The sequence below is a fragment of the Mycoplasmopsis californica genome, assembly GCF_000695835.1.
Taxonomy (GTDB): Bacteria; Bacillota_I; Bacilli_A; order Mycoplasmatales; family Metamycoplasmataceae; genus Mycoplasmopsis; species Mycoplasmopsis californica.
Genome location: NZ_CP007521.1, coordinates 672,169 through 685,804 on the forward strand (window position 1 = coordinate 672,169; position 13,636 = coordinate 685,804).

At 30.7% G+C, this 13,636-nt stretch carries 13 protein-coding genes and 2 tRNA genes; 9 read left to right on the forward strand and 6 right to left on the reverse strand.

Translation table 4 applies throughout. From position 1 onward, the window contains the following. Window positions 1-133: 133 nt before the first annotated feature. A complete protein-coding gene (locus tag MCFN_RS03555; RefSeq protein ID WP_158419990.1) occupies window positions 134-301 on the reverse strand; it encodes a hypothetical protein in 168 nt (55 codons plus the stop codon). Between the two features lie 143 nt (window positions 302-444). Here MCFN_RS03555 and rmuC point away from each other — a divergent pair, with 143 nt between their 5' ends. Together rmuC and MCFN_RS02780 are read left to right on the forward strand one after the other, a co-directional pair. Then, window positions 445-1,848: a DNA recombination protein RmuC gene (rmuC, locus tag MCFN_RS02775; RefSeq protein WP_038562124.1), complete on the forward strand. Its 1,404-nt coding sequence runs from the start codon at window positions 445-447 to the stop codon at window positions 1,846-1,848. 191 nt (window positions 1,849-2,039) lie between these two features. Next, window positions 2,040-2,954, forward strand: coding sequence for a DHH family phosphoesterase (locus MCFN_RS02780; protein ID WP_038562126.1), 915 nt, complete (start codon window positions 2,040-2,042; stop codon window positions 2,952-2,954). A gap of 6 nt (window positions 2,955-2,960) precedes the next feature. Here MCFN_RS02780 and MCFN_RS02785 read toward each other — a convergent pair whose 3' ends face one another. Genes MCFN_RS02785 through MCFN_RS02805 form a run of 5 tightly spaced genes read right to left on the reverse strand, consistent with a single transcriptional unit; the run spans window position 2,961 to window position 7,595 of the window. Next, complete coding sequence (locus tag MCFN_RS02785; RefSeq protein WP_051604584.1) at window positions 2,961-3,701, reverse strand: pseudouridine synthase; 741 nt, start codon at window positions 3,699-3,701, stop codon at window positions 2,961-2,963. Between the two features lie 5 nt (window positions 3,702-3,706). Further along, window positions 3,707-4,798, reverse strand: a complete 1,092-nt coding sequence (locus MCFN_RS02790) for a nicotinate-nucleotide adenylyltransferase (RefSeq protein ID WP_038562131.1) — start codon at window positions 4,796-4,798, stop codon at window positions 3,707-3,709. Next, window positions 4,798-6,036, reverse strand: a complete 1,239-nt coding sequence (locus tag MCFN_RS02795) for a Y-family DNA polymerase (protein WP_038562132.1) — start codon at window positions 6,034-6,036, stop codon at window positions 4,798-4,800. Before MCFN_RS02795 ends, MCFN_RS02790 begins: the two co-directional genes overlap by 1 nt. Continuing rightward, window positions 6,023-6,412, reverse strand: coding sequence for an iron-sulfur cluster assembly scaffold protein (locus tag MCFN_RS02800; RefSeq protein WP_038562541.1), 390 nt, complete (start codon window positions 6,410-6,412; stop codon window positions 6,023-6,025). Before MCFN_RS02800 ends, MCFN_RS02795 begins: the two co-directional genes overlap by 14 nt. Before the next feature lie 25 nt (window positions 6,413-6,437). Beyond that, window positions 6,438-7,595 carry an aminotransferase class V-fold PLP-dependent enzyme gene (locus MCFN_RS02805; RefSeq protein ID WP_235619435.1) on the reverse strand — a complete coding sequence of 386 codons (1,158 nt, stop codon included), beginning with the start codon at window positions 7,593-7,595 and terminating at the stop codon, window positions 6,438-6,440. Between the two features lie 270 nt (window positions 7,596-7,865). Between MCFN_RS02805 and rplM the strand changes: the two genes are divergently transcribed. From rplM to MCFN_RS02840, 7 genes are all read left to right on the forward strand, one after another. Beyond that, window positions 7,866-8,300 carry a 50S ribosomal protein L13 gene (rplM, locus tag MCFN_RS02810; RefSeq protein WP_038562136.1) on the forward strand — a complete coding sequence of 145 codons (435 nt, stop codon included), beginning with the start codon at window positions 7,866-7,868 and terminating at the stop codon, window positions 8,298-8,300. Between the two features lies 1 nt (window position 8,301). Next, window positions 8,302-8,703, forward strand: coding sequence for a 30S ribosomal protein S9 (rpsI, locus tag MCFN_RS02815; RefSeq protein WP_038562138.1), 402 nt, complete (start codon window positions 8,302-8,304; stop codon window positions 8,701-8,703). A 59-nt stretch (window positions 8,704-8,762) separates the two neighbouring features. Continuing rightward, a tRNA-Ile gene (locus tag MCFN_RS02820) sits at window positions 8,763-8,839 on the forward strand. A 214-nt stretch (window positions 8,840-9,053) separates the two neighbouring features. Then, complete coding sequence (locus MCFN_RS02825; RefSeq protein ID WP_038562141.1) at window positions 9,054-9,938, forward strand: UTP--glucose-1-phosphate uridylyltransferase; 885 nt, start codon at window positions 9,054-9,056, stop codon at window positions 9,936-9,938. A gap of 22 nt (window positions 9,939-9,960) precedes the next feature. After that, the gene (locus tag MCFN_RS02830; protein WP_038562143.1) at window positions 9,961-10,500 is read left to right on the forward strand and encodes an NUDIX domain-containing protein; all 540 of its coding nucleotides are present in this window, start codon (window positions 9,961-9,963) and stop codon (window positions 10,498-10,500) included. Window positions 10,501-10,676: 176 nt separating this feature from the next. After that, window positions 10,677-10,767: transfer RNA gene (locus tag MCFN_RS02835), tRNA-Ser, on the forward strand. Window positions 10,768-10,840: 73 nt separating this feature from the next. Further along, window positions 10,841-13,531 carry a cation-translocating P-type ATPase gene (locus tag MCFN_RS02840; protein ID WP_038562146.1) on the forward strand — a complete coding sequence of 897 codons (2,691 nt, stop codon included), beginning with the start codon at window positions 10,841-10,843 and terminating at the stop codon, window positions 13,529-13,531. Window positions 13,532-13,636 lie beyond the last annotated feature (105 nt).

Below are 13,636 nucleotides of genomic sequence, written 5' to 3' on the forward strand. Positions count from 1 at the left end.
TAGAGAAAAAAACTGAAAAATTTACATTCAGTTTTATACCGTCATTTTTTATCAATTGATTTTGTATCTTTATTTATAGATTTTAATTCGATTCAAGATTCTTGAATTTTTTTAATATTGCTAGAATTATCGTTTATGATTTTTTTGCATATTCCATAATTTCTTCCTTTTCTTTTTCAATAAGATTAGATAATTCATTATTATCTATAGAAATAGATGTATCCATTTTAAGGCTTATTAACTGGAATAAATAACGTTTTTCAGCATTGGATGTTAATTTCTGCAACGTAAATATTGCCATAAGAAAAATTTCACTATCATTAGCCATTATTCAATACACTAATAATTGTTCTACTTAATAATTTTATAATTAATAATGCAAAGTAAAGTAAAAAACCTTGTGACAATAAACTTATTAGTTAAAATTATTTTGAAGAGGGTAAAATGAGTATAGCCATATTAATAGTATTATTATTTTTAGTTTTGATAGGAATTGCAACCTTAATTATTTTGATTCATAATTCTTTTAAAAAACATAAAAATATAAAAGAAGATAATTTGAATGTGCTATTTGATAGCTTAAACACACAAGTTAAAAATATAATTTTGGAAAACTTGAATATTTTAAAAGATGAGATTAATAAAAATAACATTGAAAACGAAGACCGCAGAAATGAAAAGTTTGATGAATTGAAAAAAATAATCAACAACAATTTAGAAGGTCAAAAAACAAAATTTACTGAATTGAACGAAAATAACACTAATAAGTTTAGCGAGCTTAAGGAATCGCTAAATGATAATTTCACAAAACTTAAAGACAACATAGCAGATCAAAACAATAAAGCGAATGAAGTATTAGTCAATAAAATTGAAGCAAAAATTACAGATATTGACAAGAAAAACAATGAATGATTTGAAAATATTAAGAAAAAAATTGACGAACACTTTGAAGATAAACTAACAAAGCATATTAAAGAACAATTTCAAAATATCAAAACCTCAATGGATGAAATGAATAAAGGGATGACGCAATTCGAAACTGTTCAACAAAGCGTTATTGATTTAAACAAAGTATTCAAATCAAATAAAAACATTGGTACATATGGTGAGTTTAGTTTATCGCAAATTTTTGAACACGTTTTTTCAGATTTAAAAGATAAACTTTGATTTGAACAATATGCACTTGATCCATCCTCATCTGAAAAAGTTGATTTCGCTATTAAATCAATCAGTGTGAAAGAGGAAAAAAACGGTCCCATTGAACAAGACATTATTATTCCTATCGATTCTAAATTCCCACTAGAAAGCTGAAGAGCTTATGACGAAAAGGAAAATGGAAGCGAAAAAAGCAGGCTCTTTAAAGAATTCAAAAATAATATAACTGAAAAAGCAAAAAGCATTTCCACAAAATACGTAAAAGCTTCAAATAATACTACGCCATGAGCCATTATGTATCTACCAGCTGAAACAATTTATTTAGAATTAATTAAAAACGATCCTCAATTTGTTCAAAACATATTTCACAATCACAAAATTTTTATTCTAGGTCCAACAAGTATTATGGCATTTATATATAACTTTTCTATGCAAAAAGAAGCTCATAATATTTCGAAACAAATAGATAAAATTCGTGATTTATTCGTGGGTGTTCAGGATACATACTTTAAATTAACTAAAAGTATAAATGAAAGTATCAAAGGAGTAGATGGTGCTAGAAAAAAACTTTTAACTGCTCAATCACACTCTGATGCTGTCATGAATAAAATAAATAAACAAGCAAAAGAATTAAGTTTAGAGAAAAAGGATATAGAAAGAATTAAATTAGAAGCTTCTGATGACGAAAAATAAATAGAAAAAGTATAATTTTTGCTATTTATTTTTCGTTTAATCACCAATATTAAAATCACTTTAATCATACTGACACAACAAAAATTTAAGATAGATTTTATTAAAAACTCAATTTTTCAGTTATTTACGCCAATTTCTACATCCAAATATTTCAAAACTGCAATTTAATTTATTTGAATATAATTAAAATTATGAGAAAAGAATTTCAAAAGTTTTGGCAAATACTGAGCCAACATGAATATATCACGTTATGCACACATAAAAATCCAGATGGAGATACAATTGGTTCATCAGTAGCTTTCAAAGAAATTATTGAGCTAAATTTACCTAACGTAAAAAAAGTTAAAATAAGTGGTGGCGATTGTCCACGCAACCTTGAATTTTTAATCCCTGAAGGTCTTGGATTGGTTGATGAAGAAATGTTTGCTAAATCGCTAAAAGTAGTTGTAGATACATCAACAGTAAAACGTGTTTTTGATTCGCGAGTTATTGCCTCTGAATCGCTAAAATTTGACCATCATCCTGTTGAAGACCAATTTTTGTTTGGTATCGGAGGCGATAATTGACCGGCGACGGGTCAATTATTAACTCAAATGATAATGGAGCTTAATTTGCAAACTAACCAAAAAGCACTGGAAGGCTTAGCCGTAGCACTAATTACCGATACAGCTCATTTTACCGAGCGTAATATATCATCAACAACTTTTGATGCCATGTCTTTTTTAATGTCGCAAGGTTTAGAGTACAAAAAAGTTCTTCAAAAGCTGAAATTAAACCCTGAAGAAAAACGACTTATTTTTAAAACTATTTCTACCTTAAAAATTGACGGCAATGTGTCTTTTTTGGTGTCTGAGGAAGAAATATCAAATGATATAGTTCGCCCTCTTGTTAATCAATTCTTGTCTTTAATAAATACTGAGGTTGGCCTGGTTGCTTTAAAACAAAAAGGTGGATTTTATAGATGTTCAATAAGGTCTGTCGATTCTTATGATGTTGGGAAAGTGGCAAAAGAATTTGGTGGAGGAGGACATAAAAACTCAGCCGGATTCAATATTAGCAATCTCGAAGAATTAAGTGTTGTTTTAAAAAGAATTAATCAAAAATAATGAAGTTTACTCTTCATTATTTTCATTATATTTTTGAATTTGCTCACGAACTATCGCTTTCAAATCTTTTAACTCTTTAAGAGTTAGTGGCCGTCAATAACCCTCGGGCATTTTTGCTACATCAATGTTTGCATAACTAATTCGTTTTAAATTAACAACTTTACGGCCGACAGCTTCAAATAATTTCTTCACGTGATGATAGGTTCCTACGTGTAAAGTAACCATATATGATTTATTTTCAACTTGATCTACAATTTGATGTGAGATCTTACCATTAACAATTACACCGCTATTTAGCTGTTGAAATTCTTTTAGCGTCAGCGGATTATCTAAACGGGCTCGATAGACACGTTTTATTTGATATTTTGGATGAATTAAATTATTAACTAGTTCATAATCATTTGTCAATAAAATAGCTCCTGTCGTATTATAATCTAGCCGACCAACAGGTACAACTCGATAAGTATTAGGGACTAAATCAACAACCGTACGGCGATTAAATTGATCTTTTGATGTTGAAACTGTTTTGGGAGGCTTGTTTAATACATAATAAACCTTTTGGCTTTGCTCAAGTGATAAAAGTTTACCTTTTACAGTAATGGCGTCAGTATTTTTGGCTTTATCTCCCAGAATTGCGATACGTCCATTAATTGTAACCTCGCCGTCAGCAATCATTTTTTCAACTTCGCGGCGTGAAGCAAATCCACTATTTGAAATTATTTTTTGCACTCTAATTAATTTTTCCATAAATCCTACATTCACTTTTTGTAAATTGCATCAGCTTCTTCATCAAAAATAACACCTTTATTAAGATTATACTGATAATTTGTTGAGACAACAGATTGAAATCCGGTATCCAAATCTTCTAAAGCTAATTGACGTAATTTTTGCACTCCTTTAAAAGCTCTGCCGTCACAAATTTTGTCAGCAATAAACAATATTTTATCTAACTTACTTAAATCCATTTTTAAGGTTGTATGACACGCAATTGCTTCAACGATCTCAGGATCATTAATTTGATAAATATTTTTTACTCAAAGAGAACCACAAAACTGGTGCAATTTGTGTCATGGATATAATTTCTTGTCATAGCCATCGAAACCAAAAAAACTTATGAACTCTCGTGATTGTTCTTCTTTTATTTCTTTTGCTATGTCGTGAAATAATCCTGCATAATATCCTTGATTATAACTCAATCCGTGCGCTTTAGCTAAATTACCAGCGAACTGGGCACAAGCAACTGAATGTTTAGCGCGCAAAGCTGAAAGAATTGAATGAACAATTTCTTTTGCATATAATTTATGATTTCCGATATATTGATTTACTGCTAATGGAGTGAATTCTAGAGCGCCTTTTCTAACCATTGTGCTGGATTCTTCGTAGAGTGGGTTGTCTAATCTTAAAATATTAAATTTTTTAATATTTATTTTATCTATATTGTTTGAGCGTTTAAACACAACAAAACGTGCTTTTTGTGTGCTTTCTTCAATAAATTCTCACTTGTGCAACGACGGTAAGGAATCTGAGCCGATTATAAAAAATAACTCATCGTCAGGAAATTTATTTTTAAAATAGTTTATCGTTTGATATGTATAACTCAAGCCACCTTTTTTAGTTTCATATTGGCTTATTTCAAAATTTTGTGTTAGATCTTTAATTGCAAGTTCAATCATCGCAATACGATCTTCAGCTGGAGCATTTTTTTGTTTTTTCTTAAATGGATTAGTTGCGGCTGGTATAAAAATTAATTTATCTAAACCTAAATGCTCATAAGCATAAATCGCAATTTTAATATGCCCATTGTGAATAGGATTGAAGCTGCCACCAAATAAACCTATTTTCATTATACTTTTCCTCCCTTGTCTTCATCCATAAAACGAGTATGAATCGAATTCTTTGTGACGTCTTTTGCAAATTCATTGCCCAAGCTCAAACTTTTTTTCTTTATTTTTAAATTTATTTTATCAACTAAATTCTTAAGTTCGCTTTTTTGTTCGATATTATTGTCAAAAAGTGACTGGGGCAGAGCTAAATCCAATTCATTTACTAACGAGCTTAATTTAATACCTATTCCTCTAATAAGTTGGTCGTTGAACAATTTATTAAATATTTTTACTCCCTCGTCATAAATTTCTTCTACGTTATTTATAGGTGTTTTGAGACTTATTTGCTTACGTTTTCAAGCACGATCTAAACTACGGATGCTTAATGTAATAACATAACCTCTTAAATTTCGATTTTGGGCTCTAAGACTAACTTTTTCACACAATTTATACAATATTTTCAGTATTTCATTGCGATCATCAAGGTCCACACTTAAAAAAGTTAATTCATTTCCGATTGATTTAAGTTCATTGTGTTCATAGTTTAAATTATCAGACCCTTCACCCTTGGCTTGTTGAATAAATGACCTAGTTTGAGACCTAAAAATTTCATATATTTCAATATCATCTTTATTGGCGTGAGCTAATTTTCCAATAGTATCAATACCAATTGAACGCAATTTTTTCGCAGTTGATTTCCCTATTCCGAAGTACTCTTCAATCTCTAATGGCCATATACGTTGCTCAATGTGTTCTTTTGTTGTTTGCAAAATTCCATATGGCTTAGCTAGGTTTGTTGAAATTTTAGCCAAAAATTTATTGTAAGACACACCAATGGAAACTGGTATTCTAAATTTTTGTTTGATATCTACTTGTATCTGCCTTGCCAATTGTCTTGCGCTTAGTTCATCGCAGATATCACTTACATCCATTCAACACTCGTCAATTGAGTATACCTCAATCTTTTTTGTGTATTTTTGAGCAATAAAATTAAAAATTTTGTTGCTCAAATTTATATACAAATCAAAATTAGGTTCTATAAAAATCGTTCTGGGTTCCACCTGTAAAATTTTAAAATTAGGTCAGCCTGATTTTACCCCTTTTGTTTTTAACTCATAGCTAACTGAACACGCAATTGAACGTCTTTGTTTCCTGCCAATAGCTATTGGTTTATTATCGTATTGTGGATTTATAACCCTGTGTGCAGAAGCAAAATATGAATCAAAATCCATATGAAAAATTATTTTATCTTTGCTCATTTATTTTTTCTTTTAAAGCACTTGAAAGCATTGTTGCACAAAAATATCGATTTGGATGTTCGTTCACATTTTTAAATATTGCCATTTCCCTTAAATGATTTTCACTCACTTTTGAATTTTTATTTTTAACAAAATCATCGTATTTATCAATAAAATCCAGTACAAACTCAATATTTTTATTATCAACTTGTTTAATTAATAAGTCAGTTGACGCCATCATGAAAGCACATCCTCTTCCATCAAAAATTAAATTTTGAATTTTGCCATCATTTATCTCAAAATTAAATTCTAAATAATCAGCACACGCTTGTCCATGTTTAATTATTTTGTCGCCGTTAATTTCCTTTTTATAAATAGGCTTAGTATAATGAGCCATTATCAGCTCTCGCTTTTGATTTTGATTATATGACAAGGAAATCACCTCCATTCTTTAATACATCTGCTAATTTTCTTATTTCGTTTTTATTATTATAAATCCCTAATGAAACCCTAACATATGAATTCTCGTTTTTAATATTTCGCACATAATGAGCACAAAACAACCCAGAACGAACATAAATATTATTTGTTCCTAAATAGTGAGCTACATCATGACTATCTACACCATCTACATTAAATAAAATAATATGACTACCCGGCTTGCTATAAATCTTAATATTTGGTATTTTTTTTAGTATTTTATGTGCATAAATACTCAATTCACTCAATTTATGTGAGGTTAGTTCATAACCAATTTTTTCATTAAAGAAATCAAGGGATTTATCAAACATATACATTGCAGAAAAATTTGCCGTTCCAGGTTCAAAGAGTTCGATCGAATCTTTTTTTACTCAGCTACACTGCGAATCGATATTTAATACTGATCCCCCGCCAAAATTCACTGGATCAAGTTCTCTAAGCAAATTATTATCAAGTGCCAAAATACCTAATCCTGTGGGACCATAAAATTTATTCGCACTAAAAGCTATTACTTCATTCTCACGAGCATAAACCCGTTCATAAACTATCGCCTGTGCTGCATCATTTACCACAATTGCCCTAACTTCTTGTGCGCGTTTATAAACTAAATCTATATTTTCTTGCGTATCAAAATTATTAGTTAACTGCGAAATCGCAATGACTTTTGTCTTCTCATTAATTTTGCTAATTATATCTTCAGCAACCACAACTTTCGCCCCTTTTTGCTTAGCAATTTCTATCCAAGGAACAAAGTTTGAAGAATGATTATATGCTGAAACTAAAATTTCATCTGAACTAGAAATTTTAGAAGAATACAATTGTGCAAATAAATTTAATGATGCAGTTGCGCCGGAAGTGAATATAATAGCAGTTTTGTTCGTGTCTGTATTTAATAAATTAGCAATTTTTACACGTAAATTACTGATTAAACTATTATTTTTTATCCCAAGAGGTGAATTCGAGGTTCGAACACTAACTGAATATTTATTATAAAAATCTGAACACGCTCGAACAGCGATATCGGGCTTTAATGATAAAGCAGCACTGTCGAAATAAATAATTTTTTTAACCATTTTAAAGTAATCACGTATCTTTTTCATAATTTAATATAAATTTTACCACTTAGAAAATCGTAAGCTCGAAATATTCATTGATCTTTTATGATTAATTTATTTAAATTTTCTTAAACTATAAACACCTTAATAAATAAATGTTTTGAAATTTTAAGTTTTGTTGTATATTATTATTTATATCGAATAAATTGTGTCATTATATTCGTTATAAATGCTTGGTTCGACGAGCAAAATCCAGTAAAAAATCCCGTTAACGAAATTGGTAAACCAATATCAAAATATTGAGGAGAAGTCGTAATGAGACAAACAACTATTGTAAATAAAGAAAACGCAAACAAGAAATGATACGTTGTTGACGCCCAAGGGCAAGTTTTAGGACGTTTAGCAGCTATGGTCGCCTCTGTTTTAAGAGGGAAAAATAAACCTACATTCACACCTAATGCAGATATGGGTGATTATGTAATTGTTATCAATGCTGAAAAAGTTGTTCTTACAGCTAATAAGGAAGAAGATAAAATGTATTACCACCACTCAGGTTACCCTGGTGGTCTAAAAAGTATTAACGCTGCTAAATTAAGAGTAAAAAAACCAACAGCGTTAGTACAAAAAGCTATTGCAGGTATGTTGCCTCACACAAAATTAGGTAACAAACAAATGAAAAACTTATTTGTTTATGCCGGTCCAGAACACAAACATGAAGCACAAAAACCAGAAAGTCTAGAGGTAAAATAATATGGCTACAAAATCAACAATTGAATACCGTGGTTTAGGTCGTCGTAAATCTTCAACTGCGCGTGTAATTTTAAGACCAGGTAATGGGTCATTCAAAATTAATACTCGTGATGCGAGAGAATATTTAGCTTCAGATTTATTTTTACAAGATGCTTCACAACCTTTAACTTTAACTGAAACAGTTGGAAAATTTGACATTTCTGTTAATGTTCGTGGTGGTGGTCTAAGTGGTCAAGCAGGAGCTATTCGTTTAGGAATTGCTCGTGCGTTATTATTAGCTAGCGATTCATATAGAGCTAAATTAAAACCTGCGGGAATGTTAACTCGTGATGCACGTGTTAAAGAACGTAAAAAACCAGGTCTACGTAAAGCTCGTCGTTCACGTCAATTCTCAAAACGTTAATTTTATTTTTTTCTTATAAATTTAAAAAGTTGCGGTATAATAATCCCGCAATGTATTATGCGAGCGTAGCTCAGCTGGTTAGAGCACACGACTGATAATCGTGAGGTCGATGGTTCAAGTCCATTCGTTCGCACCATTTCACAACAGTGATCATAGAAGCCTTTTTGGCTTTTTTTATTTGAATTAAGTAAACTTATTATGCAATTTAAATAATAATTTAAAATTTATTTAGTAGGTTAAATTATTAAATGGATTTTCTTAATTGTCATTTAATAAAATTACCTAGCTACTTAGCTTAAAAATTAATGCAACATAAGCGACAATAAACGCAGTAAAAATTAGGAGAAATAATGATAAAACCTGTAAAAAAACTAATAATTCCAGCCGCCGGATGAGGAACTAGATTTCTACCCTTAACTAAAATCGTACATAAAGAGCTTGTTCCTATTTTAAATCGCCCTTCTCTTGACTTACTTGTTGATGAAGCTTTAAATTCTGGAATTGAAGAAATAATTTTAATTATTTGCGAACGTAAAAAAAATATTATAAATTTATTCCAACCTAATCAAGAGTTAGAAATAGAACTATCTCAAAAAAACAAAATCAAATTACTTGAAGAAGTAAGATTGACTAACCGTCAAAACAAAATCAAATTTGTATACCAAGAAGAACAACAAGGATTAGGTCACGCTTTAGCTTGTGCAAAAGATTTAATCGGTAACGAGCCTTTTGCAGTAATTTTAGGGGATGATTTAATTAAATCTAGCATTCCTGCAATAAAACAACTAATAGATTTTTACAATCAAACAGGGGTTAATATTTTAGGAGTTCAAAGCGTCACAGACGAAAATGTACATAAATACGGCATTGTGCAACCCTTGAATATCGGAGAAAAGGATTTAAAATCATTTGAAATAAAAGGCGCTGTCGAAAAACCAACACTTGACTCAGCACCTTCAAATAAAGCGATATTAGGTCGTTATGTATTCAATCCTGAAATCTTAAATATTCTTTCTAACCTAGAATATGATGGCAAAAATGAAATTCAAGTAGTTGATGCATTTGCAAAATTGCAAAATGAATTTCAACAAAAAATATACGCCTTTGAATTTGAAGGCACAAGATACGATCTGGGTTCAATTGATGGATTTGTTAAAGCTACCATTGATTACGCCTTAGAAAACGATGAAATTAAAGCTAGCATCAGCGACTATATAAGAGCGAAAAATCTATAAATATTGTTAAAACGGAGTAAAAATGAGTAAAAACTCTGAATTATTTAGAAATGAATGGATTAGTGTTTATCAATCCGAAAAAGGATTTACATATTGCCAGCGTAAAAGTGTCGATTCTATTGCTGCGTTACTATACAGAATGATTAATGGCAAATATGAATTTTTAATCCACTATCAACCTTTACCCGAAATTAAACAAAAAAAATATTGAGACCAGCCTTATGCATGTCCCATCACCGGCAGTATAGAAGACAATCAAAGTCCAATTGATTGCTGTATAAATGAAGTGAAAGAAGAAGCCGGGTTTTACATAAATAGATTAAATATAAAGAAAATAATCAAAAATATAGCTACAACACAAATGAATGAACAGGTATTCAACCTTCTAGTTGATGTAACAAATTTAGAACAATTCCCTCCAAAAACTGACGGCTCAATTTTTGAAGCTGTTGCATTTAATAAATGAGTAGATCAGGAGGAGTTTGAATCAATTTTATTAAATGAATATACCCTTAGCTCACTTCACACTTTATACTTATGATTTTTAAAATCTATTTCTTAGGAATTTAGTCTTCTTAAAATAAACCTCAGTAAAAATAATCTTTATTATTTAATAAAGCATTTAAAAATGCAATTTTTGTTATTTCGCATTCATTTAAACTATTACACAAATTAATGTTCTTTGCTTTTTTAATTAATTAAAATATTTTTTAATATATAATTTAAAAGCAAAAATACGGAACAGTACTCAAGTGGCTGAAGAGGCGGTCCTGCTAAGACTGTAGGGGTGGCAACACCCGCGGAGGTTCAAATCCTCTCTGTTCCGCCATTTTTTTTATTATTTTTTATACAATTTTTACAAAATATTAAAATATTAATAATAAATAAATAAGCGAGGAATTATGAGCCAACTTGACCCGAATTTAAAACAAGGACTAACTTCTCAACAAGTTCGAGAAGCCTTGGCGAAATATGGCGAAAACGCACTAATTAAAAATAAAAAAATTAATCCGATTGTTGCTTTTTTCAAGCAATTTATCGATCCTATGATAATTCTTTTAATTATTGGTGCGACAATTTCACTAGGTTTATCAATTTTTGAACACGTCAGTGGTAAAAAAACTGGTGCAGACTTGGTTATTAGCTATGTTGAACCAGCAATTATTATGTTAGTAATTATTTTAAACTCATTGCTGGGCGCATATCAAGAAGTAAAATCTGACCGTGCTGTTAGAGCACTTGAAAAATTAAATGAAACATATGCGAATGTTGTACGCGATGGAGTTGTGCGTAAAATCAAAGCAACAGAATTAGTTCCAGGGGACGTGATTATTTTAGCTGCCGGCGATACAATAAGTGCTGATTGTAAAATAATCGAATCATCTAATTTAATGGTTGTTGAAGCTTCTTTAACCGGCGAAAGTTTGCCTGTTAATAAAAAAGCTAACTTTAATAAACCTGCAAACGCAATTTTAGCCGAAAATACTCACTTATTATATTCAAGCACTTATGTGACTAATGGAAAAGCCATTGCACTTGTAATTGCAACAGGGGTAGATACTGAAATTGGTAAAATCAATGATTTAATTCAGAAACAGGGTAAAAATATCACGCCTTTACAGTATAAATTGAATAAATTAGGCAAATGATTTGGAATTGGTGGAATTATTTTGCTGTTTATCAGTTTAATTATTCAAATTTTATTAAACAATTTAACCACTGGATCTTGAAGCAATCTAGACATTTATACTCACGCTACAGTTACGGCAATTAGTTTAGCTGTTGCCGCAATTCCAGAAGGTCTTTTAATATTTACAACTGTGATATTATCCGTTGGCATTAAAAATCTCGCGAAGGAAAAAGCTCTTGTCAAAAACCTTTTAGCTGTTGAAACACTAGGTTCAGCTTCAATTATTTGTACTGATAAAACCGGTACCTTAACTGAAAATAAAATGAAAGTTGTCAACGCGTATAATCTTGTGAATGACGAAGAGTTAAATACTGAAAACACTAAAAAATTTGAGCAAATAGCAACGTATTTAACCTTGTGCAACGATGCTTTTATTACTTTTGACGAGCAAAATAAGAAATTTAACGAGGTTGGAGATCCAACTGAAACCGGAATGTTAATTTGAGCGAATGAGTATAAAATCACTAAGGAATCATTAAAAAATCAATATACAATAGTTCATTCAATACCTTTTGATAGTGATCGGAAAATGCACTCAGTACTTGTTAAACATAATGATCAGCAGTTTATGATAACAAAAGGTGCTCCTGACATAATTATTGCTAAATCAAACAATATTAATAAAGATAAAATAGCTGAAATCAATGAAAAATGATCTTCACAATCGTATAGAGTTATTGCTCTTGCGCGTAAAAAAATCACTGCGTCGTCAATTGATTTTGTTGATGAAGATGACTTTGAATTTATCGGAATGATCGCTTTAATGGACCCGCCAAGAGAACTTGTTAAAGAGAGCGTGCTCGCCGCTAAAAAAGCTGGTATTAAAACAGTGATGATTACAGGGGATCACATCACAACCGCAAAAGCTATTGCTTTAAATTTGGGTATTTATGAAGACGGAGACATGTGTGTTAGTGGCTCAGAATTGTCAAGCTGAGATGATGTCAAATTGCGAGAAAACGTGTCTAAAATCAGTGTTTATGCTCGCGTAAACCCCGAAGATAAGCTTAGAATTGTTAAAGCTTGACAATCACACGAAAAAGTAGTTTCAATGACTGGTGATGGCGTGAATGATGCTCCGGCTTTAAAAGTTGCTGATATCGGTTGTTCAATGGGTATCACTGGAACCGATGTTTCAAAACAAGCTTCAGATTTAATCCTAGTAGATGACAACTTTAACACAATTGTTAGTGCTATTAAAAATGGACGCTCGACATTTGACAAGATTAAAACAATTATTATGAACTTGCTAATTTCTTCACTTGCTGAAATTGTAGTTATGCTTGTTGGTATGGTCGCTTTCTTTTTCGCTTACAAGGGAAAATACCAAGAATTTTATATTTTTGGAGCAAGCCAACTTTTATGAATTAATCTTGTTTCACACGGATTGCCAGCAATTGCTCTTGGACTAGTTGAGAGCGAAAAAGACGTAATGAATAGAAATCCATACAATAAAAAAGAAAGTATTTTTTCACGTGGAATGGGTACATATTTAATTTGACAATCAACCCTATTAAGTCTTGCAACTCTTGTTTCATATGTTATTGGTGCTGAATATGCTATCGCAAATAATCTGGATCTTGCAAAAGTAGCATCAACTTGTGGTTTTATAACATTAGGTTTAGCTTGCGGAATTAACACGATTAATTTTGTGAGTGAAAAATCCATTTTTATGTCCTCAATTAAAAAATACTGATTAGTATGAGTCGCAATAATATTTTCAGCAACAACTATTTTACTAATTGCATTAATCCCTTCACTTTCACACGTTTTTCGAATGGCTGACATAACTCAACATCCAAAACTTATTATTAGTTCATTAAGTCTTGGTTTATGTTTGATTATAACCCATGAAATAATTAAAATTGTTAAGCAAATAATAAATTTTAAATTAAGTAAATAAGTTAAAAAAACTTGAAAACACAGCATAAGCTGTGTTGCTTGATTGTAAGTTCAAGTGCAACACAAATTAATGTAAAATTAAATTGTGGGGCTTGAACTTTTTTGT